The 23,418-nt window shown below is 71.1% G+C and carries 23 protein-coding genes and 1 pseudogene; 10 read left to right on the forward strand and 14 right to left on the reverse strand.

Going from position 1 to position 23,418, the window contains the following annotated elements:
• Positions 1-15 precede the first annotated feature (15 nt).
• Entirely contained in the window at positions 16-828 is an 813-nt protein-coding gene (locus tag ACFY5B_RS13295; protein WP_389968428.1) for an SAM-dependent methyltransferase, read from the reverse strand.
• 52 nt (positions 829-880) lie between these two features.
• On the reverse strand, positions 881-2,134 hold the full coding sequence (locus ACFY5B_RS13300; RefSeq protein WP_389968429.1) for a cytochrome P450: 1,254 nt from the start codon (positions 2,132-2,134) through the stop codon (positions 881-883).
• Positions 2,135-2,734: 600 nt separating this feature from the next.
• Between ACFY5B_RS13300 and ACFY5B_RS13305 the strand changes: the two genes are divergently transcribed.
• Positions 2,735-4,777 carry a HelD family protein gene (locus ACFY5B_RS13305; protein WP_389968430.1) on the forward strand — a complete coding sequence of 681 codons (2,043 nt, stop codon included), beginning with the start codon at positions 2,735-2,737 and terminating at the stop codon, positions 4,775-4,777.
• A 102-nt stretch (positions 4,778-4,879) separates the two neighbouring features.
• Here the strand turns inward: ACFY5B_RS13305 and ACFY5B_RS13310 are convergent, their stop codons facing one another.
• Both ACFY5B_RS13310 and ACFY5B_RS13315 read right to left on the reverse strand, forming a co-directional pair.
• The gene (locus ACFY5B_RS13310) at positions 4,880-5,575 is read right to left on the reverse strand and encodes a copper homeostasis protein CutC (protein ID WP_389968432.1); all 696 of its coding nucleotides are present in this window, start codon (positions 5,573-5,575) and stop codon (positions 4,880-4,882) included.
• Between the two features lie 355 nt (positions 5,576-5,930).
• Complete coding sequence (locus ACFY5B_RS13315) at positions 5,931-6,611, reverse strand: maleylpyruvate isomerase family mycothiol-dependent enzyme (RefSeq protein WP_389968434.1); 681 nt, start codon at positions 6,609-6,611, stop codon at positions 5,931-5,933.
• Between the two features lie 46 nt (positions 6,612-6,657).
• On the opposite strand from ACFY5B_RS13315, the gene ACFY5B_RS13320 reads away from it, so the two are divergent.
• Both ACFY5B_RS13320 and ACFY5B_RS13325 read left to right on the forward strand, forming a co-directional pair.
• Positions 6,658-7,320, forward strand: a complete 663-nt coding sequence (locus ACFY5B_RS13320; RefSeq protein ID WP_389968436.1) for a hypothetical protein — start codon at positions 6,658-6,660, stop codon at positions 7,318-7,320.
• 10 nt (positions 7,321-7,330) lie between these two features.
• On the forward strand, positions 7,331-8,410 hold the full coding sequence (locus ACFY5B_RS13325; RefSeq protein ID WP_389968438.1) for a GNAT family N-acetyltransferase: 1,080 nt from the start codon (positions 7,331-7,333) through the stop codon (positions 8,408-8,410).
• Here ACFY5B_RS13325 and ACFY5B_RS13330 read toward each other — a convergent pair.
• Positions 8,380-8,667: a DUF4031 domain-containing protein gene (locus ACFY5B_RS13330; protein ID WP_376646845.1), complete on the reverse strand. Its 288-nt coding sequence runs from the start codon at positions 8,665-8,667 to the stop codon at positions 8,380-8,382. The two genes, ACFY5B_RS13325 and ACFY5B_RS13330, sit on opposite strands and share 31 nt — an antisense overlap.
• A 51-nt stretch (positions 8,668-8,718) precedes the next feature.
• Positions 8,719-9,102 carry a hypothetical protein gene (locus ACFY5B_RS13335; RefSeq protein ID WP_389968440.1) on the reverse strand — a complete coding sequence of 128 codons (384 nt, stop codon included), beginning with the start codon at positions 9,100-9,102 and terminating at the stop codon, positions 8,719-8,721.
• Positions 9,103-9,157: 55 nt separating this feature from the next.
• On the opposite strand from ACFY5B_RS13335, the gene ACFY5B_RS13340 reads away from it, so the two are divergent.
• A complete protein-coding gene (locus ACFY5B_RS13340; protein ID WP_389968442.1) occupies positions 9,158-10,093 on the forward strand; it encodes a MurR/RpiR family transcriptional regulator in 936 nt (311 codons plus the stop codon).
• 46 nt (positions 10,094-10,139) lie between these two features.
• Positions 10,140-11,072, forward strand: a complete 933-nt coding sequence (gene murQ / locus ACFY5B_RS13345) for an N-acetylmuramic acid 6-phosphate etherase (protein WP_389968444.1) — start codon at positions 10,140-10,142, stop codon at positions 11,070-11,072.
• Positions 11,073-11,122: 50 nt separating this feature from the next.
• Here murQ and ACFY5B_RS13350 read toward each other — a convergent pair.
• From ACFY5B_RS13350 to ACFY5B_RS13365, 4 genes and pseudogenes are all read right to left on the reverse strand, one after another.
• Positions 11,123-11,625, reverse strand: a pseudogene (locus tag ACFY5B_RS13350) (TipAS antibiotic-recognition domain-containing protein); the annotation flags it as partial.
• Positions 11,615-12,148, reverse strand: a complete 534-nt coding sequence (locus ACFY5B_RS13355; RefSeq protein ID WP_389968446.1) for a VOC family protein — start codon at positions 12,146-12,148, stop codon at positions 11,615-11,617. The pseudogene ACFY5B_RS13350 and the gene ACFY5B_RS13355, both read right to left, overlap by 11 nt.
• Before the next feature lie 130 nt (positions 12,149-12,278).
• Positions 12,279-14,309, reverse strand: coding sequence for a hypothetical protein (locus tag ACFY5B_RS13360; protein ID WP_389968448.1), 2,031 nt, complete (start codon positions 14,307-14,309; stop codon positions 12,279-12,281).
• Positions 14,310-14,444: 135 nt separating this feature from the next.
• The gene (locus ACFY5B_RS13365; protein WP_358327371.1) at positions 14,445-14,690 is read right to left on the reverse strand and encodes a hypothetical protein; all 246 of its coding nucleotides are present in this window, start codon (positions 14,688-14,690) and stop codon (positions 14,445-14,447) included.
• Positions 14,691-14,803: 113 nt separating this feature from the next.
• Between ACFY5B_RS13365 and ACFY5B_RS13370 the strand changes: the two genes are divergently transcribed.
• The 5 genes from ACFY5B_RS13370 to ACFY5B_RS13390 all read left to right on the forward strand — a co-directional run bounded on the left by ACFY5B_RS13370 (position 14,804) and on the right by ACFY5B_RS13390 (position 18,192).
• Positions 14,804-15,643 (forward strand): Scr1 family TA system antitoxin-like transcriptional regulator, encoded by an 840-nt coding sequence (locus ACFY5B_RS13370; protein ID WP_389968450.1) that lies wholly within the window; start codon positions 14,804-14,806, stop codon positions 15,641-15,643.
• Positions 15,636-15,818, forward strand: coding sequence for a DUF397 domain-containing protein (locus ACFY5B_RS13375; protein WP_375136677.1), 183 nt, complete (start codon positions 15,636-15,638; stop codon positions 15,816-15,818). The genes ACFY5B_RS13370 and ACFY5B_RS13375 overlap by 8 nt, the downstream gene beginning before the upstream one ends.
• A gap of 250 nt (positions 15,819-16,068) precedes the next feature.
• Positions 16,069-16,878, forward strand: a complete 810-nt coding sequence (locus tag ACFY5B_RS13380) for a hypothetical protein (protein WP_389968515.1) — start codon at positions 16,069-16,071, stop codon at positions 16,876-16,878.
• A 59-nt stretch (positions 16,879-16,937) separates the two neighbouring features.
• Positions 16,938-17,609, forward strand: coding sequence for a Uma2 family endonuclease (locus tag ACFY5B_RS13385; RefSeq protein WP_389968452.1), 672 nt, complete (start codon positions 16,938-16,940; stop codon positions 17,607-17,609).
• A gap of 13 nt (positions 17,610-17,622) precedes the next feature.
• Positions 17,623-18,192: a hypothetical protein gene (locus ACFY5B_RS13390; RefSeq protein WP_389968454.1), complete on the forward strand. Its 570-nt coding sequence runs from the start codon at positions 17,623-17,625 to the stop codon at positions 18,190-18,192.
• Between the two features lies 1 nt (position 18,193).
• On the opposite strand, the gene ACFY5B_RS13395 is transcribed toward ACFY5B_RS13390, so the two are convergent.
• The 4 genes from ACFY5B_RS13395 to ACFY5B_RS13410 form a co-directional block, all read right to left on the reverse strand.
• Positions 18,194-19,753 (reverse strand): carboxylesterase/lipase family protein, encoded by a 1,560-nt coding sequence (locus ACFY5B_RS13395; RefSeq protein WP_389968456.1) that lies wholly within the window; start codon positions 19,751-19,753, stop codon positions 18,194-18,196.
• A gap of 103 nt (positions 19,754-19,856) precedes the next feature.
• Complete coding sequence (locus ACFY5B_RS13400; protein WP_376646831.1) at positions 19,857-20,984, reverse strand: NADH:flavin oxidoreductase; 1,128 nt, start codon at positions 20,982-20,984, stop codon at positions 19,857-19,859.
• A gap of 206 nt (positions 20,985-21,190) precedes the next feature.
• Positions 21,191-22,813, reverse strand: a complete 1,623-nt coding sequence (groL, locus tag ACFY5B_RS13405; RefSeq protein ID WP_161366664.1) for a chaperonin GroEL — start codon at positions 22,811-22,813, stop codon at positions 21,191-21,193.
• A 397-nt stretch (positions 22,814-23,210) separates the two neighbouring features.
• Entirely contained in the window at positions 23,211-23,414 is a 204-nt protein-coding gene (locus ACFY5B_RS13410) for a cold-shock protein (RefSeq protein ID WP_010035953.1), read from the reverse strand.
• Positions 23,415-23,418: the final 4 nt, after the last annotated feature.

The following is a 23,418-nucleotide window of genomic DNA, read 5'->3' on the forward strand; positions in this document are numbered from 1 at the left end:
GCTGCGGTCCGGGTCTCAGGCCTTCCTCGCCACGCCGGCCAGGGCGTGGGCCTCGGCGCCGAAGCCCTCGGGGTCGCCCTCCGAGCCGATGCGCCACAGCGGCACGGGGACCACGCCGGGCTCGATCAGTTCAAGGCCCTCGAATAGGGCCGTGACCTCGGCGGTGTCGCGCCAGTAGACCTCGCTGACGTTGCGCACGTAGGTCTCCTGGGCGGAGGCCGGCACCTCCTCGGGTGCCGGCTTCTTGTCCATGCCGGCATGTGAGATGACGACGTAGCTGCCCGGGGCGAGCTTGTCGGTGAACTCGCGGAGCATGGCCTTCGGGTCGTCGGCGTCGCTGACGAAGTGGAGCACCGCAGCGAAGATCAGGGCGACGGGGCGCGAGAAGTCGATCAGCTCGATCTCCTGCGACATGAAGATGTCGCCGGGCTTGCGCAGGTCGCCGAGCAGCGACGCGGCCTGCGGGTTGCCCGCGAGGATGGCCTTGCCGTGGGCCACGGCGACCGGGTCGATGTCCACATACAGCACGCGGCTGTCGGGGTTGATCTCGAGGGCGACCTCGTGGACGTTGCCCTCGGTCGGGATGCCGGAGCCGATGTCGAGGAACTGGTCGATGCCCAGGTCGGTCAGTTCCTTGACCGCGCGGCGCAAAAAGGCCCGGTTGGAGCGCAGAGTGCGCGGCAGCAGCGGGTTCTTGTCCGCGATGGACTTGGCGACCGCGACGTCGACCGGGAAGTTGTGCGTGCCGCCGACCCAGTAGTCGTAGACCCGGGCGATGCTCGGCTTTTCGATGTCGACCTCGGGCGGTGCCCAGGACGGACGGTTCATGGAAGTCTCCTCAGTTGCGGCTGTCTTACGGCATGGCGACCGGCGTGCGCGGTCAGCGCAGGCGGACCGGCAGCGAGGCGAGACCGCGCAGGTTGAAGCTCGGCCGCCAGGACAACTCGCCCTCGGGCTTCGCAAGGCTCAGCCCGGGGAAGCGGCGGAACAGTTCACCGAGCACGATGCGGCCTTCGAGCCGGGCCAGGGGCGCGCCGATGCAGTGGTGGATGCCGTGGCCGAACGCCACGTGACCGGAGTTCTTGCGCGTGATATCGACGCGGTCGGGGTCGGGATAGCGCTTCGGGTCACGGCCGGCAGCGCTCAGCGAGATCGTGATGAACTCGCCCTTGGGGATCAGTACGTCGCCCAGCTGAATCGGCTCCAGGGTGAAGCGCCAAGTGGCATTGGCCAGCGGCGCGTCGATGCGCAGGAACTCGTCGATCGCGCTGTCCCACAGGCTGGGGTCGGCATCCAGCAGGGCACGCTGGTCGGGATTGGTGAGCAGCGCCAGAGTGCCGGTGTTGAGCAGGTTGACCGTGGTCTCGTGGCCGGCGACGAGGAGGAGGAAAGCCATGGAGATCAGCTCGATCTCGTCGAGCTTGTCACCCTCGTCGGTCGCCTCGATGAGCGCGGTCAGCATGTCGTCGGCCGGGTTCTCACGCTTCTGTGCGATGAGGGCGCGCAGGTAGGCGACCATGTCCTGGCTGGCGTCCAGGGCTTCCTCGGTGCCCTGGCCGGAGGTGAGCAGGTTGGACCAGCGACGGAACCGGTCGCGGTCCTGCGACGGCACGCCGAGCAGCCAGCAGATCACGGTGAAGGGGACCGGGAAGCTGAGGGCGTCCATCAGGTCCGCCTCGTCCTGGCCCTCCATGGCGTCCAGGAGTTCGGTGACCAGTTCGGTGATCCGCGGGCGCAGCGCCTCGACCTGACGCATGGTGAACGCCTTGGCGACCAGTTTGCGCAGGCGCGTGTGGTGCGGCGGGTCGCTGTCCAGCATGGTGGTGCTCAGCTCGGTCGCGAACTGCTTGCGGGTTCCCCGCTGCGCCTGGAAGTGCGCCTGCTTCTCGGGATCCACGAAGTTCTGCGGGACCAGGCCGTAGCCGACACGCATGTCCTTGCTCACCCGTGGGTCGGTCAGCAGCGCCTTGGCGTCCTCGTAGCGGGTCACCAGCCACGTCTTGAGGCCGTTGGGAGTGGCCACCAGGTGCGCGGGAGACTGCTCACGCAACGAGGCGAGCGTGGGGTGCGGATCGCGTATGAAATCGGAGTCGAACAGCTCGAGCACGTTACTCGTCGTCGCTGCGCTGTCCACGTGGGGCTCCCTCATATGGCTGCAGATTCATGTGTTCAGTCGGCGAGCTCTGGCTTTTCCCTTTGAGGTCATTCAGCCACAAGAAAATGGGAGTTCCCACCCCGGTCCAGGCCGCCTCGAGCCCATTTCGAGCAGAAATCCATTCCCGGTTTCGTTCCCGAAATTCCGGACCGTCGGCAGTCCGGCAGGGGGCTTGTCGTGGCGAGATCTCAGTAACTTGCGAGGACTTTGCAGATCTCGAACGGACGGTTCCGCTCGGTGTCGCGGAATTCACGCGAGGGGGCCGTGTGGTCCTTGTGCTCCGCGCCGCGCTCCCACCCCTGATCGACGACGAGCCGCATCCGGCAGCCGCCCGGCCGGGCCTGCCGTCGTGGCCGACAACGGCTCGTCGCCGCGGCAGCTGATCGAGTCGGTCAACGACCCCCTCAAGGGCCGGCTCGACCTCGAACAGCACGGGACCCAAAACCGTTCGCGGGCAACGGCTCCCCTCCTCTAAGATCTCCGCTCTTGCCCGCCTCCCTCACGGAGTGCCGCCGACCGGACGGAAACCGGCCGGCATCTCACCGCCCACTCTTCAGCAGGTCCCCCGGAGGCACCCCCTTGTCCACGCCCGTCGACGACCCGCTCGCGCGTGAGCGCTCCCACCTCTCCTCGTCCCGATCCGCCCTGCGTGCCATGCGCGAGGACGTCGAGGCCCTCGACATCAGCGACGTCACCGCGAACTGGGTCAACGCGGAGGTGCTGGCCCGCCAGATCGAGCAGCGCGTCAAGGCCCTGGCCGACCTCAGCGACACCCCGCTGTTCTTCGGCCGGCTCGACTACCTGCACGCCCCCGGCGCCGAAGGGGCGGAGGGCGCGGAGGGGGAGCGCTTCTACATCGGTCGCCGCCATGTGCACGACCACGACGGCGACCCCATGGTCATCGACTGGCGCGCGCCGGTCTCGCAGCCGTTCTACCGGGCTTCCAAGAAGGACCCGATGGACATCGCGCTGCGCCGCCGCTTCGGCTACACCCGCGGCGACATCACGGCGTACGAGGACGAGCATCTGTCGGACCCGGCCGAGGCGGCCCGCACGAGCAAGCTGCTCCAGCAGGAGATCGAGCGGCCGCGTGTCGGACCGATGCGGGACATCGTCGCGACGATCCAGCCGGAGCAGGACGAGATCGTCCGGTCCGGTCTCTCCGGCACGGTGTGCGTGCAGGGAGGCCCGGGCACCGGGAAGACCGCCGTCGGCCTGCATCGTGTCGCCTACCTCCTCTACGCCCACCGCGAGCGGCTCGCCCGGACCGGCACGCTGGTCATCGGACCGAACCGGTCCTTCCTGCACTACATCGAGCAAGTCTTGCCCGCACTGGGTGAGTTGGCCGTCCAACAGGCCACCGTCGACGACCTCGTCGGCCACGTCGAGATCAAGGGCACGGACGACGCGACGGCCGCGGTCGTCAAGGGCGACGCCCGGCTGGCGCGGGTGCTGCGCCGGGCCCTCTACGCGCACGTCACGCTGCCCACCGAGCCGGTCGTGGTCGTGCGCGGCTCCCGCCGCTGGCGGGTCCCGGCGTACGAACTGGAGGACATCGTCCGCGAGTTGCTCGACCGCGACATCCGCTACGGTGCAGCGCGCGAGGCCCTGCCGCAGCGCATCGCGCACGCCGTGCTGGTGCAGATGGAACGGTCGGGTGAGGCGCCGGACGACCGGGTGCAGGACGCGGTGGCCCGCAACAGCGCGGTCAAGGCGGCGGTGAAGGCGGTCTGGCCGGCGGTCGACCCGGCGAAGCTGGTGCTGCGGCTGCTGTCGGACGCGGAGTTCCTCGCCGTGCACGCCGAGGGGATCCTCGACGAGGACGAGCAGAAGGCGATCCTCTGGCCGAAGCCGGCGCGGAGCGTGAAGTCGGCCAGGTGGTCACCCGCGGACGCCGTCCTGATCGACGAGGCCACCGACCTGATCCAGCGCACGCACTCCCTGGGACATGTCGTCCTCGACGAGGCGCAGGACCTCTCCCCCATGCAGTACCGGGCAGTGGGCCGCCGCTGCACCACCGGCAGCGCCACCATCCTGGGCGACCTGGCGCAGGGCACGACGCCCTGGGCGACCAGGAGCTGGCAGGAGGCGCTGACCCATCTCGGCAAGCCGGACGCCCTGGTGGAGGAGCTGACGGCCGGTTTCCGCGTCCCGACGGACGTCATCACCTACGCCTCCCGGCTGCTCCCGCACATCGCCCCCGGCCTGACCCCGGTGGCCTCGATCCGCGAGAACCCGGGCCACTTCGAGGTCCGGCCGGTCTCCGGCGAGAAGGACGTGGTCGGTGCCTGCCGCGAGTTGCTACGCCACGAGGGCTCGACGGGCCTCATCGCGGCGGACGCCCGCGTGCCCGAACTGTCCAGGGCCCTGACGGAGGCGGGGATCCCCTACCTCGGCCCGGGTGAGGAAACCACCCAGGACACCCGCCTGACCCTGGTCCCCGCTTCGCTCGCGAAGGGCCTGGAGTACGACTACGTGGTCCTGGACGAGCCCCGGGCGGTGGTGGACGGCGAGCCGGACGAACGCACGGGCCTGCGCCGTCTGTACGTGGCGCTCACGCGAGCGGTGTCGGGCCTGACGGTGACCCACACGGCCCCGCTGCCGCCGCAACTGCTCGCCTGAGTTACGGGCATGCGTGCCGCCGAGGACGGCACGGGCGGGCGCGGCGGCACCTCGTCACGCCGAGCTGTGCACCCACCCGCCCCCGGCCCCCACGGACGGCACCTACCGAGCGCCGTCCACCGCAGTCCGCCACCCTGCGACCGCCTCCGCGGACACCGGCTCGTCCCACCCCTGAGGCCGAGCAGCCCCGCCGATGTGGAACCCGTCGACCCCGGCCTCCAACAGCACCGGCACATGCTCCAGCCGCAACCCACCCCCCACCAGCAACCGCTGCTCGTACCCTGGCTCCCCGGCCCGCCCGGCCTCCGCGAGCAGCACAGGCAACCCGTCATCGACCCCGCCCGCAGCCCCGGCCGTCAGATACGTGTCCAGCCCCGGCATCCCGTCCATCTGCTTGCGCAGGGCGTCCCGGTCCGCGGCCCGGTCGATGGCCCGGTGGAACGTCCAGGGGCACCCGTCCAGCATGCCCACGACGCGCTCCACCGCCGCCAGATCGACCACACCGTCCGCATCGAGGAAGCCCAGTACGAACTCCGATGCCCCGGCCTCACGCAGCTCACCGGCCACCCGCACCAGCCGTTCGACATCCCCCGCCGCGAACCCGTCCGCCGGCCGGATCATCACCCGCAGGGAGATGTCGACCGTACGCCGGATGGCGGCGACGGTGGCGGCCGACGGGGTCAGCCCGTCGGCCGCCATGTCGGTGACCAGCTCGAGGCGGTCCGCGCCTCCCGCCTGGGCGGCGACCGCGTCCTCGACGCCGAGGGCGATCACCTCCAGGACTGCACGCTTGCTCATGGGGCCCCTTCGTCGGCATGCGTCGGCGTTCGATGACAGGTCTAGTCCAATCAAGACTACGCTGCCCACTCCCGCCGAACCCCAAGCCCCGGGCCGGAACCCCGAAGCCCGAGCCACGCCCCCGGGCCGGAACCCCGAAGCCCGAGCCACGCCCCCGAGCCGGAACCCCGAAGCCCGAGCCACGCCCCCGAGCCGGAACCCCGAAGCCCGAGCCACGCCCCCGAGCCGGAACCCCGAAGCCCGAGCGCACGCCCCCGAGCCGGAACCCCGAAGCCCGAGCGCACGCCCCCGAGCCGGAACCCCGAAGCCCGAGCGCACGCCCCCGAGCCGGAACCCCGGAGCCCGAGCGCATGCCTCAGCCGAAGATGTTCAGCTCCTTCGCCTCCACCCCGGCCAGCTCGTACGCCGGCGCCCCGTCGACCGGCCGCCCGGTGTACAGCCGTACGAGCGTCGGTCCGTCCCCGATGAACCGGCCCGGGGGCCGTTCCCCGCCGCTCTCGCCGAGCCGCAGCGGCTCGTCCAGGTCGTCGAGGTCGGCGTGGACCGGCACGTGCCCCCGCTCGCGGGTGATCCGGGCGAGCAGTGCGAGCGCGTCCGGCAGCCCGGCCCCGCCGTACGCCCCTGGCTCACCCAGGGCCTCGCGCACGTCCCCGGCGTGCACCCACTCCCCCAGGGCGAGACCGTCCAGCTTCCCGCCGGCCGCGGCGATCACGGACCCGGCCTCGCCCATCCCCCGCTCCAGCTCGTCGACGACCTGCGCGTCGCTCCAGCCGGCCCGCTCCGCGATGTCCCGGTCGTTGGACTCGGGCGAGAACACGCCCTCCTCGAACCTGCCCTCCGCCACCCGGGTCAGCGCGGCCGAGCAGTGCGCCAGCACGTCCCGCACCGTCCAGCCCGGACACGCGGCGACCGGCCGCGCGAAATCCTCCCCGGCCCGGCCCCGCAACAGCGGGATCAGCGCGTCACGCTCGATCGTGAGCAGCCGCCCGGGCTGCTCGGGGTCCCGTACGTCATGTACATCAGCAGGTGTCGTCATCCCCCCACGCTAGGTGCCCGGGCCCGCTCGGCGGGAGAATGCCGCCATGGCCGATCTCGACTTGCTGCGCACCCGTTTCGCCCGCGCCCTGGAAGCGGCCCGGGGCCCGGCCGGTGGCCCGGACCCGGCGCCGTACGCCGGCAATCTGCTCACCCGCTGGCAGGAGCCCCAGCGCCGCTACCACACGGTCGAACACCTCACGGCGGTCCTCGACCGCGTCGACGAACTCCAGCGGTACGCGCACGACCCGGACGTGGTCCGGCTGGCCGCGTGGTTCCACGACGCGGTCTACCTGCCCGACCGCTCCGAGAACGAGGAGCGCTCGGCCCGCCTCGCCGAACGCGCCCTCGCGGAAGCCGGCGTTCCCGACGCGAAGACCGCCGAGGTGGCCCGCCTGGTCCGGCTCACCGTCAGCCACGACCCCGCAGACGACGACCCCGACGGCCAGGTCCTGTGCGACGCCGACCTCGCGATCCTCGCCTCGCCATCGTCGGTGTACGCCGCCTACACCACGGCCGTCCGCGAGGAGTACCACTTCGTCCCCAGTGACGCCTTCCGCGCGGGCCGCGCCGCGATCCTGCGCCAACTGCTCGACCTTCCGCGCCTGTTCAGGACGCCCCACGGCGCCGCCGAGTGGGAGGCCACGGCCCGCTACAACCTCACCGCCGAGCTGGAAATGCTGTCGCCCCCGCCCCACGACGCCTCGTAGCCTGCCCCCCATGTGGACAACGGGTGCGGAGCAGGTGGAGCAGGCCGTCGCCGAGTGCGTGGGCCTGTTGGGGACGGTCATCGACCGGGACTGGGAAGGCGTGCGGGCCGGGCGGCTGGAGTGGGACTGCCGGGGGACGGCCGTGCACATCGCGAGCGATCTCATCGCCTACGCGGGACAGCTGGCCGGACGGGAGCCCGAGGGGTACACGCCCTTCGAGATCTCGTTGGACGAGGGGACCGACAACGCGGGTGCGGTGCAGGTGATCCGCACGACCGGCGCCCTGCTCGCCGCGGCGGTCCGCACCGCCCCGCGTGATGTGCGGGCCTTCCACCCGTACCCGTTCCGCAGCGCGAACCGCGAGGGGTTCGCCGCGATGGGCGTGGCCGAGGTGCTGCTGCACACGCACGACATCGCCGAGGGGCTGGGCGTGTCGTACGAACCGGCGCCCGAGCTGTGCGACTTCGTGCTCACCCGGATCTTCCCGCACGTCCAGCCCGGGCCCACCCCGTGGGCGACCCTGCTGTGGGCCACCGGCCGCGGGGAACTGGCCGGCCGCGCCCCGGTCACGCAGTGGCGCTGGAACAACAACCTGGTGATCGGCACCGATCGGCTCACCCTCGAGGGCGTCACCCCGGCCGCCGCGGCCGACCTGTCCACGGTCGGCGACGGCGGCTTCGAGTGGATCGAGGGCGGCCCGATGGAGGGCAGCCGGGTCGGCACCGGGCTGGTGCACAAGCAGTACGAGGACGGCGTCCACCGGCCGGAGTGGGGCACGTACGTGCTGGTCCGGCGCGAGGACGGCCGCGCGATCGGCGCCATGGGGTTCCACAGCGTCCCGGACGAGGCGGGCCGGGTCGAGATCGGCTACGACCTGGTCGAGGGTGCCCGCGGCCACGGCTACGCCACCGAGGCGCTGCGTGCGCTGTCGCAGTGGGCGCTGGGCCGGCCGGAGGTGCGGACCGTGGTCGCGAACGTCGAGCGGGACAACCTGCCGTCGCAGAACGTGCTCGCGCGCGCCGGGTTCATCCGGGTCGCCGAGGATCCCGAGCAGCTGGCCTACGAGCTGCGCGAACCCCTCGAGGGATAACGCCCCTTGGGCCGCCGCAGCCCGGCCGCGTGCAGCAGCCGCACGACCTCGCGGCTGCTGACCTCCACGGCCCCGGCCCGCACCGCGTCGGCGTACCGCTGCTCGGGGATGTCGTAGTGGTCCCGTTCGAAGGCCCGGGGCGGGACGCCGAGGCGGGCGGCGAAGGTGTGCAGTTCGTCGTAGGACACGTCGCTGACGAGGTGGGACCACAGGCGGCCGTGGCCGGGCCAGGTCGGCGGGTCGATGTAGATCGTCACCAGGGCCTCACGGAAATCGTCACCAGGGCCTCACGGGGATCGCCACCGGCCTCACGAGGACGCCGGCCCGCCGAGGGCCTCGCCCAGTGACCCCACCGCGGCGACCTTCACGCCCGCCTCGCTGCACACCCAGTGCGGGTCGGGCCCCAACTCCGGTTCCACATCGAGGGCGTGCGGGTCGCCGGTGCCGCACACCGGGCACAGCGGCCAGCGGCCGTACCGCTCCAGCAGGGCGTCCTGGACGTCCTGCGCGACCAGGCCGGCCACGTACCGGGCGCCCTCGGGCCACTGCTCGACCCACCACCGGCGCTGCTTGACGGACTCCTCGACCAGCGACACGACATCCGCGTCGGCGACGCGACCCGCGACGAGGTCGGCCAGCACGAGGGCGCGCGCGGCGTGCAGCGCCTGCTCCAGGGGGCTGATGGGTTCCATGCACCCATTGTGCGCACTCTTGACCCCGGCGCCGCCCCGAAAATATCTTTCAATCGTGACCCGTGACGTGAAGGAAATTTTCGCCCGCGAGCGTGGCGGCTCCGCCGGGGTGAGCGGCGCCCCGCCCGCCCCGGCGGCCCTCGCGGCCAAGGTCCGCACGCTGGGGCCGTCGATGACGCGGTCCATGCAGCGCGTCGCCGAGGCCGTCGCGAACGACCCGGCCGGCTGTGCTGCCCTCACGGTCACGGGCCTGGCCGAACTCACCGGCACCAGCGAGGCCACCGTCGTACGCACCGCCCGCCTGCTGGGCTATCCGGGTTACCGGGACCTGCGCCTGGCCCTCGCCGGCCTCGCAGCCCAGCAGCAGTCGGGCCGCGCCCCGGCCATCACGACGGACATCGCGGTGGACGACCCGATCGCGGACGTGGTCGCCAAGCTCGCCTACGACGAGCAGCAGACCCTCGCCGACACGGCCGCCGGTCTCGACACGGTCCAACTGGCCGCGGCCGTCACCGCGCTGACCACGGCCCGCCGCACCGACGTCTACGGCGTCGGGGCGTCCGGTCTGGTCGCGCAGGACCTCACGCAGAAGCTGTTGCGCATAGGCCTGATGGCGCACGCGCACAGCGATCCGCACCTGGCCGTCACCAACGCCGTGCAACTGCGCGCGGGCGACGTCGCGATCGCCATCACGCACTCCGGGTCGACGGGGGACGTCATAGAGCCGCTGCGGGTGGCCTTCGAGCGCGGGGCGACGACGGTGGCGATCACCGGCCGCCCCGACGGCCCGGTCACGCAGTACGCCGACCACGTCCTCACCACGTCCACCGCACGGGAGAGCGAGCTGCGCCCGGCGGCCATGTCGTCCCGGACCGGTCAGCTCCTCGTGGTGGACTGCCTGTTCGTGGGGGTGGCGCAGCGGACGTACGAGAAGGCGGCGCCGGCGCTGTCGGCGTCGTACGAGGCGCTGGCCCACCGGCATCGTTCCTGAGGCAGCCGCCCCGCCCAGCACCGGAAAGACACGGAAAGAGCCGTCCATGACCTCCACCTCCCACCCCCGTGATCTCAGGACCGAGTTGGAGTCCCTGACCACCGAGGCCTTCCGGCCGGAACTCGCGGACATCGACCGGCTGTCCACCCTCGACATCGCCCGGCTGATGAACGGCGAGGACGCCACCGTGGCCGGGGCGGTCGCGGCGCGGCTGCCGCAGATCGCCGCCGCGATCGACGCCGTCGCGCAGCGGATGGCCCGGGGCGGCCGGCTGGTCTACGCGGGCGCGGGCACGGCTGGCCGGCTGGGCATCCTGGACGCCTCCGAGTGCCCGCCCACGTTCAACACCGACCCCGCCAGGGTCGTCGGTCTGATCGCGGGCGGCCCGGACGCCGTGGTCACCTCGGTCGAGGGCGCGGAGGACTCCCGGGAACTGGCCCGGGCGGACCTGGACGCCCTCACCCTGACCCCCGACGACACGGTCGTCGGCATCTCCGCCTCGGGCCGCACCCCGTACGCCATCGGCGCCGTCGAGCACGCCCGGGCCCGCGACTCCCTCACCATCGGCCTCGCCTGCAACCCCGGCAGCCCGCTCGCGGCGGCGGCGGACCACGGCATCGAGATCGTGGTGGGCCCCGAACTGCTCACCGGCTCCACCCGCCTGAAGTCCGGCACGGCGCAGAAGCTCGTCCTCAACATGCTCTCGACGATCACGATGATCCGGCTGGGCAAGACCTACGGGAACCTGATGGTCGACGTCCGCGCCTCCAACGACAAGCTCCGCGCCCGTTCCCACCGCATCGTCGCCCTCGCCACCGGCGCCGCGGACGACGAGATCGACCGCGCCCTGGCCGCCACCGACGGCGAGGTGAAGAACGCCATCCTGAGCATCCTGGCCGGTGTGGACGGCCCGACGGCGGCCCGCCTGCTGGAGGAGTCCGGGGGGCACCTGAGGGCGGCGCTGGCGGCGACCGACTGACGAGACCGGCCCCGGCGAGGCGGCCGGCCCCGGCCCCGGCCCCGGGCGATCTACCGCCAGGTCGCGCTGTCGGGGTCGATGCCGTGGGCCCGGGCCTCGGCGTCGACGATCCGGCGAAACCACGAGGCGAGGCCGGGCCGGATGCCGTCGTAGTGGGCGGCGAAGCCCGGATCGGCCTCATATCTGCGCCCCAGGCACACCTGCATCTGCCGGGTGAGGGGGAAGTACGAGGCGAACACCTCGCGGTGCCGCTCCACGAGCCGGTTCGCCTCCGGGCTGCCCGTGCGACACCGGCGTCCATCGCCTCCCCGAGGGCACGGTCGAGACCGGCCACCGCGTCGGCTACGGCCTGCCATTCCTCCGGACCACGCGAGGCAGAGCGTTCGGCGTACTGCTGCCACTGCGTGGTGTCTCCGTAGCGCTGACGGGCCTGGGCGGTCCAGTCCGGGTTCCACCCGGGGCCGAGCTGCTGGAGGCGCTCGATCCGTTCGGCGACCTGAGCCTGCTGCGCCCGCAACGCGCCGGGCGCGTCCGCGGTCGAGTCATCCAGGACGATTGTCGCCGCGACCGAGACCGGGCCGGGCGATGCCGACTGCCGCGAGGTTCCGTGCCTCCTCACTGTCCGGGTCGAACGGCTTGGCCGCGGTGAACACGATCCGTGCGTTCTCGGGCGTGATCACCTCCACGTCGCGGGTGGTCCAGGGAGTGTCCCGTGGACCGTCGACCGAGTCCGGCCGCAGCGCACGGCAGGACTCGGCGACGGCGTCGATCTCGCCGAGCACGCACGCGAAGCTGACGCTCATCGCCGGTGCCTGCTCCGGAGCGCTCGGCGCCGAGACGAGGAGGACGTCCTGGAACGCCCACCGGCGCAGGTGCACCAGCGTGCCGGGGATGCTGAACAGTTCGAAGAATCCGAGCCCACGAACCCAGAAGTCCGCCGAAGCCGCCAGATCGCTCGTGGGGATCGTCACGAACGCGGGCATGCCGTAGATGCCGCGGAACGGCTCCGGCGCGACGGCGTCAGGCCCGGGGGCGGGCACAGGGCTCATCTCGAACGCGTTGTAGTGGTCGCTCATGCACCCACCCTCCGGCCTCCCGCGACGTGAGGGTCAAGCCGGTGCCCGCCTCAGCCCCGGCGGCGCTGCCCGCCGCAGAGGGCCTCCAAGCGGCCCGCGCCTCAGCCGACCGGAGCCGGACCGGCCCCGGTCAGCCCGAAAGACCGGCGACCAGCGGCTGCCTCCCCTCGCAGCGCTCGTCCTGCTCCGCGGCGGCCTTCTCGGCCAGGGCGTTGACGGCGGCGTTGAACCGCTCCGTCGAGGTGGGACGGTCCGGGCCCAGGACGTACTCCTTGAGGACCCGGCGCTCGGGTGCCATCGGGTCGTGCCGCGGCTCGCGCACCGAGTCGAGGATCTCCGGCAGCCGTGCGCAGTCCCGGTCGAGGAGATAGGCGCCCCCTGCGGTGGTGTACGCCGCCCGGAAGTCCTCGTCGGGCAGGTCGTTCGCATTGGTCAGCACGTACGGCTTGAGGCTCGCCACGAAGTCCGCGACCACGGACGACACATCGCTGATCAGGATGTCGGCCTGGTCGAAGCACTCGTAGAGCGTGGGCAGTTGCCGCCTGATCACCTGGTGCGCGACGGGGCCCCGGCTCTCCCAGAAGATCCGGTGCCATGCGGCACGCAGCTCGTGCCACTCCGCTTCCCCCTCCAGCCGGGCGACCCGAGCCTCGCGCGTCTGCTGCGCGTCGTCGCCGGCGAGCCGCCCCGACAGTTCGCCGAGCCGGGCCTGGATCTCGGCGAGCCGCGGCCGGGCGTCGGCCGTCGCGGCCTCGGTTTCCCGGGCGTCGCGCCGCTCGTTGTCGGCGCGCAGCAGCTCACGGATGGCCCGGTCCGCCTCGGCCGCCGTGCGCGAGCGCTTCCCGGTGAGGGGATGCGGCTTGTAGAGGATCCGTACGTTCTCGGCGAGCAGCTTCTCGATCAGCGGCACACCCATCGGGATCAGCGACGTGTGGCAGTCGTCGTCGCTCCAGCCCTCCCAGGTCGGCGCGTACAGCACGGTCGGAAGCGGTCCCGGCACATGGTCGGCGTGCAGTCGGATCGACGACAGCTGCGGGCGGCCCACCTCGACGATCGCCTCGTCGCTGATGGCGTGCCGCACCCGCTGGTAGCGGTCCCGTCCGGCCCGGCCGGCCACCCAGATCTCGTCGTACACCTTGCTGACCCGGTTGCTGCTGGCGAGCTTGTCGCTGTCGCCGTGCCCGATGAACACGTGCTTGGCCTCGGCGACGCGCAGCATGTGCACGTTCTTGCCCGCGTTGCCCGGGTAGAGCACCACCCGCAGCTCGGGCAGCTCCAGCTGTGCCACATCGTCGGCCTTGGGCACGCACACGACCGGGATCGACGTACGGCCGAGGTAGCGGAACGAGGCCCGCTCCCGCAGGATGATCAACGGCCGCCGGTCGAGCTGCTCCAGCGTCTCGATCCACATGTTGACCTGGTACATGAAGTCCCGGGACACGGACGCGAAACTGAAGTACAGCGCCACCTCCGGCCGGTATCCGGCGAGTTGGCGGTTGACCTCGGCGATCACCTCGTCGCCCGACGGCATCCGGCGGGCCCGGCGCAGCTGCCCCAGCAGCGCCGCGACGGCCGCGACCGCGAGCCCGGCGGTGAGGGCGAAACCGATGCCCGCGGGCTGCCAGGCCCCCGCCGCGAGCGCGACGAGCAGCCCCCCGTGGGCGGGCAGGTCCAGGTGCAGCAGCTTGCGCAGGAACCGCCGGTAGAGGAGCGCGGGCGGGGACTGCGGAATGCCCGCGGCGCTCATGTCGAGGTTGCGCACCACGACCGGCAGCGTGCGCCGCCGCCGGATGGCGTGATGCACCGCCGTGTACAGGATCACCAGGGTGAAGTGGGCGGCGAACACGGCCGACGCGGCGACCAGCACCGCGCCCGGCGCGTCCATCCGGTCGGCCAGCACGAGCAGCATCACCGTCCGCACGGCGAACCGCATCGTGCGGGTCAGCTGCAGCGCGGCCAACCGCCGCACGAAGGCGGGCGAGCGCGTGTGCAGCACCTCGTCCGCGGCGTATGTCACGGCCGAGGCGACCGCGAAGCCCCACAGCGACGGGAGCAACGCGAAGACGGGCAGTGCGGCGAATCCGGCGGCGAACAGGAACACAAGCAAAAGGTCGGTCTTCCCGCGCACACGCAGGACACCGCACAACCAACGGAACGTCATGGAGAGGCTTTCTCTGGGAAAGGACGTGTCTTCGTGGGTGGCGTGCGGTGGGGCGAACGCCGGGGTGTACGCGCGATACGTCTGTTCGACGGCAAGGGCGGGCAAATGGTTGTACATCTGTCGGACACCATTGCTTCACCGCGACTTGGGCTCCCGGTTGACCTGCCGCACGCGCGCCCGCAGCGTCTCCCTCACGGGCAGCGACCGCAGTACGTCGGTGAGATGCTCGGCCGTCCGTACGTTGCACCGCCCCAAGTCGACCAGCGCGAACGGCTCGTCACTCGCACCGGTCACGGGATCGACGCCCAGCGACGGCAGCACGACCCCGACTCCGGCGAGGGCGTCCCGCAGCGATTGCACGATCTCTTCGGTCGAACGCACGGTTCCCTACCTCCACGCTGAGTTTGTGATTCAGCACACAGCGTGGCCGAACCGTCTCTAGCCTGGCCAGATACGGCGCCCAACAACCCGATCTGTACGACAGGGAGTTGCCCATGCCCGGTTCCAGGGACCTCGACCCGTCCTCCTCCCCCCGAGCCCTCCTGGGCGCCGAACTCCGCCACGCCCGCGAGAAGGCCGGCCTGAGCCAGGAGGAACTGGGGCAGCGGCTGTTCGTGAGCGGGTCGTTCATCGGGCAGCTGGAGGCGGGGACGCGGAGGTTGCAGCGGGAGTACGCGCGGTTGCTGGACGAGGTGCTGGGGACGGAGGACTTCTTCCAGCGGAATTGCGCGGCGGCGGCGAAGTCGAAGTATCGCGAGCACTTCGCGGAAGCGGCAGAGGCAGAGACACAGGCCACTGCCATCAGGGAGTACGCATCGATGCTGATCCCTGGATTGCTCCAGACCCCGGCATACGCACGAGCCGTCAGCCGTGCTTACCTGCCCTCGACGGCAGAAGAATTCATCGAGGAGCTGGTGACAGGCCGGATGGAGCGGGCGCGGATCCTCTCCGATCCAACAAGGCCGTTGTTGTGGACAGTGATTGACGAAGCCGCACTGTGTCGGGTGACCGGCGGGCCGGAGGTGATGGCGGGCGCTCTACGCCACCTCATCGGCCTGATCCGCCAGAGCCGCGCCATCGTTCAGGTGCTGCCGTTCGATGCGGGAGCCCACCCAGGGATGCAGGGCTGCGTCAGATTGATGGACTTCGGCGATGCCCCTCCGCTGGTCTACCTCGAAGGAGTCGACACGGGACGGCTGGAGGACGACCCCGCCACCGTCGCGCGATACAGGCTCTACTTCGAACTCCTCACGGCTTCAGCCCTCTCGCCTGAGAAGTCTCTGGCCCTCCTCGATGCGATGGCGCAGGATTACGACCATGAGGAACATGCCTGAGTGGTACAAGTCCAGCTACAGCGGCGGCACCGGCGACAACTGCCTGGAAGTCACCCAGGCACTTCCTGGCGTCATCCCCGTCCGCGACTCCAAGACCCCCCACGGCCCGAAGCTCGTGTTCCGGGCCACCGCCTGGTCCGCCTTCGTCGAGAACCTCAAGGACGAGAAGGCCTGAGCTTCGGGACCCGGGCTTCGAGCCCTCTTTTCAAGGAACGGGTGGAGGGCCTCAACCCACCCTCCCACCCCGCATGTTGACGTGACGCGTTCGGCTTGCCACGGACAGTGACAGCCCTCTAACGTTCGTGGACAAGCAACAGCCCCCGCCCGGTGCGCCAACACCTGCGGGGGCTTAACCATCGAGATCGAAAGACGTCGATCCCATGGCTGACGCCAACTTTAGTGCTGCCTCCCCGTCCGCGCACCCTCTGGCGAACCCGGGCTACGGCAAACGCACCGCCCCCGGCCAACTCCTCGGCACGAGGCACGACTTCACATACCTTCCACCCCGCGAAGCCGCCATCGCCGCCTACCTCGACCGACTCCCCGACGGCGCCGACATCTCCGTGAAGACGCTGGCCAAACAGCTCCCGTACGGACAGTGCGCCCTCGGCACCGCCCTCAATCGCCTCCAGCGGGAGGGCCACCTGCGCCGAGGTCGGGAGTGCATCACGGCCGACGACGGCAGCTCCCGATGGATCACCCGATCGTGGTGGTCCCGCACCGCCCGGGATGACGACTGGTGGGCGGCGTTCACCCGCGGCGACGCACCACAGCCACAGGCGGCACGCCCCACCCGCTCCCGCGCCCACATCCTCCTGGCCGCCCTCGGCCGCACCGCACCCGTCCTGTCCCTCTCCCAGGCAGACTGCGCGACGCTCGCCCCACTGGTGACGGACTGGTTCGAGCGCGGCGCCACGGAGGACGACGTACTGCGTGCCCTCACCGCCGGCCTGCCGACACCCGTCCACCACGCCGCAGCCCTGGTCCGCAACCGCCTGACCAGCAAACTTCCACCCCCACCCGCCCCACGTCCGCCTCTCCGAGTCCTGGAGTGCGCGAACTGCGGCGCCCCGGGCCGCCCGGAAACCCTGCCAGGAGGCCGTTGCAGCGCCTGCCGGGGCGAACGCGCCCCCACGCAACCCCCCGCACCCCTGCCCGCCCCCACGGTTCACGACCACGCGGCCCAGATCCGCGCTGCTATGTCCCGAAGACGACAAGAGAGGGCACACACATGACGGCTCCTACGGTGCGGCGTCACTCCCTGAGGGCACGATGGAAGGGAGGAGGCACCACCATGACCCCTGGTACCGCTGACCGCCCGCTGATGCCCTTCGAGGACTTCGAGGATCTGCTCGACGTGGCACCGGACCACGTCCGGCTCGAATACGTCGACGGACGCGTCCGCACGAAGGACCCGCTCAGCGTCGAGGACTTCGAGGAGCTGGAGCGCCGCGCCCCGGAGACCGTGCGGCTGGAGTACATCAACGGAAAACTAGAGGTCAAGCCCATGCCGGACGGCAACCACAGCGAGATCCACATGTGGCTGCTTGAGCAGTGCCTGCAGCATCGGCCGGACCTGCGTCTCCATCACGAGCGAGGCGTCCGGACCGAGGCCTACCGCAAGGGCCGAGCCCGGGCCGACGGGGCTCTCGTACGACGGGGGCACTTCAAAGGGCACGGTGAGTGGTCCGCTGCCAACGGCGTCCTCATGGTCGTCGAGATCACCTCCCACGACCGCGACACCAACCAGCGGGACCGCATCGACAAGCCCGTCGGCTACGCGGCAGTCGACATCCCGGTCTACCTGCTCATCGACCGCGACAACAACACGGTCGTCGTGTACAGCGAGCCCCGAGACGGCCGATACCAGCAAAAGGCCGCTCATTCCTGGGGCAGCCCGGTCGAGCTGCCGGAGCCTCTCGGCTTCACCCTGGACACCGAAGAACTCAAGGACTACGCCGACTGACGACAATGGACTCATGAACCACGCCCAGCTCACCGCCCTAGGCCGCGCCCTACGCCTCCTCGGCGAGCACGGGGATGCCCTCACCTCCGACACCCCGGACGGCAAACTGCACGAGGTCAAGGCCGATCTGAAGCGTGCCCTCGACCTGCTGGAGGACAGCGTCACCACGGCCGCGCCCACCACCCGCTGCCCCGAGCATCCGAACGGCCCCGTCGACGAGGCCGCGCCCGATCTGTGCCTGCTGTGCGAGACGCGGCGCAGGGCGGCCCGCCGGGCGGAGTTCAACGGGCCCGCCCCCCAGCAGCAGCCCGCCGAACCCTCGCCGTCCCGCTACGGCGTGCGCGGCGACCGTCCCCAGCCCCAGCAGCGCTGGCTGGCGGAGCTGTGGAACGGTCAGGCCTGGCAGCTGTGCGGCACCCCGCGCCGGGACCGACGCGAGGCGGAGCTGTTCATCAACGCCCAGCGCAAGGCACCCCGGGCCGCCATGGCGTACCGGCTGGTGCACGAGTTCACCGACTACGAGGTGCTGCGGGTGTGGGGGACGCCCGTGCGGGTCGACATCGAGCCGATGGGCAACCTCTAGGTCATCCCAGCAGCGGCAGGGGCAGGAACTCGTACCCCTCCCACAGCCGCCGCGACCGCTCCTCCGGGTACGCCGTGACCACCGGCTCAGCGTCCAGTACCTGCACCAGCCGCCGCTCGTCGTCGTACGCCGGCCAGCCCGGGTCCCCCGTCCTCGCGAAGGACGTCCAGGACGCGCGGAAGCGGGACGACAGCGCGAGGGCCTCGGCGGAGGGCTCCGCGCCCGCGAACAGCAGCAGCCCCAGGTCCGCCCCGTACGTGCCGAAGAGCAGCGGGATGTCCAGGCCGTGGCACGCGCCGAGCGCGCCCCCGTTGCCCGGGGCCGGCCAGGTCAGTTCATAGACGTGAGCGCGTCCGCCGCCCGCGCGCTGCGCCTCGGCCAGGTGCAGGGTGGGCATGCTGAACAGCCAGTCCGTCTGGACGCGTTCGTAGAGCTCCGAAGGGGAGGCCTCCGGGAAGGCCGCACGGTAGGCCTGTTCACCGTCGGAGCCGGGCGCGAAGAGACGCAGGGCCGAGGCCGCCCGCTCCTCACTGAGCTGGCCGAGTTGGCCCGCCATGGCAACGAACAGCCGGTACTCGTCACGGTTGTGACCGACGAGCAGCTCGACGTCCTGCGCGGAACCCGCCCTCAGCGCCTGCCACGGGCTCGTCGGCAGCACCTCGCCGTCGACCACCGGCGAGAACGGCGTGACCGTCGGCGCCGCCTGGCCCCAGCGGTCGATGTACTGGGGCATCTTGGGGCCCAGCGCCTCGCCCGCCGAGGTCAGCTTGCGCGGGGCGATCGTCGACAGGTCGGCGGCCGTGGGGCGAAGGCCCACCTCGGCGGCGAGGGCGGTGCCCATGTCGCGGGCCAGGGCGTCGGAGAAGAACGTCCCCGGCACGCTCTGGGCGATCGCCCGCCGGAACAGACCGGCCGCGCGCGGCATGGAGAGCAGCGAGGCCACCGAACCGGCGCCCGCCGACTCCCCGAAGACCGTGACCTGGTCGGGGTCGCCGCCGAAGGACTCGATGTTGTCCCGCACCCACTCCAGGGCGGCCACCTGGTCGAGCAGTGCGCGGTTGGCGGGGGCTCCCTCGATGAACGCGAACCCCTCCATGCCCAGACGGTAGTTCAGGGACACGACCACCACGTCACCGTCGGCGGCGATGTGCCGGGCGTCGTAGCCGGGGCTGCCGGCGTGACCGAGCTTGTAGGCGCCTCCGTAGATCCACACCATCACCGGGCGGTGGGCCGCCGGGTCGGGCTCGGGGGTCCAGACGTTGACCGTGAGCCAGTCGTCGCCCTGGGGCACGTCGATCAGACCCGGGCCGCCCATCAGGCCGAGGTCCTGCGGGGGCGGCGGGCCGAAGGCGTACGCGTCGCGTATGCCGTCCCAGGTCTCGGCGGGGCGCGGGGCCTGGAAGCGGGCCTCGCCCACCGGGGGCGCTGCGAAGGGGATGCCGCGGAAGACGGCGAGGCCGTCCTCCTTCCGTCCGCGTACCGCACCGGCGGTGGTGCGCACCACCGGGCCGGGCTGCTCGGAGGGGCCGCCCGGCGAGGGGCGGGAGTCGGTCGTCGTCATCTGCGGGTCTCCTCACGGGGTGCCGGTGAACAGCGTCCGGTCAGTCTCCTTGACTGACGCAAGCACATCCAGGCACCCCGTTCGGATCCGGGTGGAAGACGGGTCAGCTGAGGGTCTTCAGCGCCGCCGGGCTGTACGGGGCCAGCTCCTCGAAGCGGCCGTCGAGCACCTTGCGGGCCCACTCGGGGTCCTGGAGCAGGGCACGACCGACGGCGACCATGTCGAACTCGTCGCGCTCGAAGCGGTCGAGGAGGTTGTCGAGGTCGCCGACCTCGGCGCTCTCGCCCTGGAAGGACTTGAGGAAGTCGGTACCGTCCAGGCCGACCGAGCCGACGGTGATGGTGGGCTTGCCGGTGAGCTTCTTGGTCCAGCCGGCCAGGTTGAGGTCCGAGTCGTCGAACTCGGGGACCCAGTAGCGGCGGGTGGAGGCGTGGAAGGCGTCGACACCGGCGGCGGCCAGCGGCGCCAGGATGGACTCCAGCTCCTCGGGCGTCTCGGCGAGACGGGCGCGGTAGGCCTCCTGCTTCCACTGGGAGAAGCGGAAGATGACGGGGAAGTCGGCGGAGACGGTCTCGCGGACGGCCGCGACGATCTCCTCCGAGAGCTTGGCGCGGGCGACCCGGTCGCCGCCGTAGGCGTCGGTGCGGCGGTTGGTGCCCTCCCAGAGGAACTGGTCGAGCAGGTAGCCGTGGGCGCCGTGCAGTTCGACGCCGTCGAAGCCGATGCGCTCGGCGGCGGCAGCGGCCTCGGCGAAGGCGCCGATGACGGCGTCGATGTCGGCCTGGGTCATGGCCTTGCCGGTGGGCTCGTCGGCGCCGATGCGCAGGCCGGAGGGGCCGACGGCCGGGGCGTCGGCGAACGGGGGCTCACCCTGGTTGCGGACCATGCCGATGTGCCACAGCTGCGGCACGATCGTGCCGCCGGCGGCGTGCACCGCCTCGGCGACCTTCGCCCACCCCGCGAGCTGCTCGTCGCCGTGGAACCGCGGCACGCTGTCGCTCTGCCCGGCCGACTCGTGGCCCACGTAGGTGCCCTCGGTGACGATCAGGCCGACTCCGGCGGCGGCGCGGCGCGCGTAGTACGAGACGACGTCCTCGCCGGGCACGCCGCCCGGGGAGAACATGCGGGTCATCGGCGCCATCGCGATCCGGTTCGGAACGGTCAGGCCGCCCAGCGTTACGGGCCGGGACAGGATTTCGGCGGCGCGGGAAGCGGAGGCGGCGACAGTCACGTAGGGGCTCACTTTCGGATACCAGAGGGTATGTGCATGCGCATAGGACCTAACCTTCAACCATGCGGGCCCACCCGGCCATCCCACCCCCGCTGTGATCCCGGCCACGCGCCCCGCGCGTGTCCCGTACACGCCCGAGGGCGGCACCTCCTGTCGGAACAGGAGGTGCCGCCCTCGGCAAGGACGTTGATCAACCCGGGGGTCGATCAGAAGTCCATGTCACCGCCCGGCATACCGCCACCGGCGGGCGCGGCGGCCTTCTCCGGCTTGTCGGCGATGACGGCCTCGGTGGTGAGGAACAGCGCGGCGATGGAGGCGGCGTTCTGCAGGGCAGAGCGGGTCACCTTCGCCGGGTCGATGATGCCTTCGGCGATCATGTCGACGTACTCACCGGTCGCGGCGTTCAGGCCGTGGCCGACGGTGAGGTTGCGGACCTTCTCCACGACGACGCCGCCCTCGAGACCACCGTTGACGGCGATCTGCTTCAGCGGGGCCTCCAGCGCGAGCTTCACGGCGTTGGCGCCGGTCGCCTCGTCACCGTCGAGCTCCAGCTTCTCGAAGACCTGGGAGGCCTGCAGCAGGGCCACGCCACCACCGGCGACGATGCCCTCCTCGACGGCCGCCTTGGCGTTGCGCACGGCGTCCTCGATGCGGTGCTTGCGCTCCTTGAGCTCCACCTCGGTGGCGGCACCGGCCTTGATGACCGCGACACCGCCGGCGAGCTTCGCCAGGCGCTCCTGCAGCTTCTCGCGGTCGTAGTCCGAGTCGCTGTTCTCGATCTCGGCGCGGATCTGGTTCACGCGACCCTGGACCTGGTCGGCGGAGCCGGCACCGTCGACGATGGTGGTCTCGTCCTTGGTGATGACGACCTTGCGGGCCTTGCCCAGCAGGTCGAGCGTGGCGTTCTCCAGCTTGAGGCCGACCTCCTCGGAGATCACCTCGCCGCCGGTGAGGATGCCGATGTCCTGCAGCATCGCCTTGCGGCGGTCGCCGAAGCCCGGGGCCTTGACGGCGACGGACTTGAAGGTGCCGCGGATCTTGTTGACGACCAGGGTCGACAGGGCCTCGCCCTCGACGTCCTCGGCGATGATCAGCAGCGGCTTGCCGGACTGCATGACCTTCTCGAGGAGCGGCAGCAGGTCCTTGACGTTCGAGATCTTGGAGTTCGCGATCAGGATGTACGGGTCGTCGAGGACGGCCTCCATACGCTCCATGTCGGTCGCGAAGTACGCCGAGATGTAGCCCTTGTCGAAGCGCATACCCTCGGTGAGCTCCAGCTCCAGACCGAAGGTCTGGGACTCCTCGACGGTGATGACGCCTTCCTTGCCGACCTTGTCCATCGCCTCGGCGATGAGCTCGCCGATCTGGGTGTCGGCGGCGGAGATGGAGGCCGTGGAAGCGATCTGCTCCTTGGTCTCGACGTCCTTCGCCTGCTCCAGCAGGGCGGCGGAGACGGCCTCGACGGCCTTCTCGATACCCCGCTTGAGGGCCATCGGGTTGGCGCCGGCGGCTACGTTGCGCAGACCCTCCTTGACCAGGGCCTGGGCGAGAACGGTCGCGGTGGTCGTACCGTCACCGGCGACGTCGTCCGTCTTCTTGGCGACTTCCTTGACCAGCTCGGCGCCGATCTTCTCGTACGGGTCCTCGAGCTCGATCTCCTTGGCGATGGAGACACCATCGTTGGTGATCGTGGGCGCGCCCCACTTCTTCTCGAGGACGACGTTGCGGCCCTTGGGGCCGAGCGTCACCTTGACGGCGTCCGCGAGCTGGTTCATGCCGCGCTCGAGGCCGCGCCGCGCCTCCTCGTCGAACGCGATGATCTTGGCCATGTGAAGTGGTCCCTCCAGGACTGGGGGTGATTACTTCGGACCGCGCCCGCGCCCGCGACGGACGGCTCGCTTGCCTCGTGGGTTCCTTCCCCACCCGGCCTGCGGGCCTCACCGACCCGGTCCTTACGTTGTCACTCTCACCTTCAGAGTGCTAACGCAATGATTAGCACTCGACCCCCGAGAGTGCAAGGCGCGCTCGCGTAGCGAGTGCTCGTCGAGGGGTGGCGGTCGGGTGACGGGCGGGCGCAAGCGCCTCCCGCGGATCGGGCGGGGGCGTCAGCCGCCCGCGAACACGGTCCGACAGGGCGTGCGAACAGGCCGAAGGGCCCGCACCCCCCGGGGGGGGTGCGGGCCCTTCAGAGAAGACCGATCGCTGAGCTGTGGTCGTGGTGCGCGTTCAGGCAGAGACGCGAACCATGTCGGCCTGCGGTCCCTTCTGACCCTGCGAGATCTCGAACTCGACCCGCTGGCCCTCTTCAAGGGTGCGGTAGCCGTCCATCTGGATCGCGCTGTAGTGGACGAAAACATCCGCACCACCGTCGACCGCGATGAAGCCGTACCCCTTCTCCGCGTTGAACCACTTGACGGTGCCCTGAGCCATGCCT

It is taken from the genome of Streptomyces sp. NPDC013187, assembly GCF_042899705.1.
Lineage (GTDB): Bacteria > Actinomycetota > Actinomycetes > Streptomycetales > Streptomycetaceae > Streptomyces > Streptomyces hawaiiensis_A.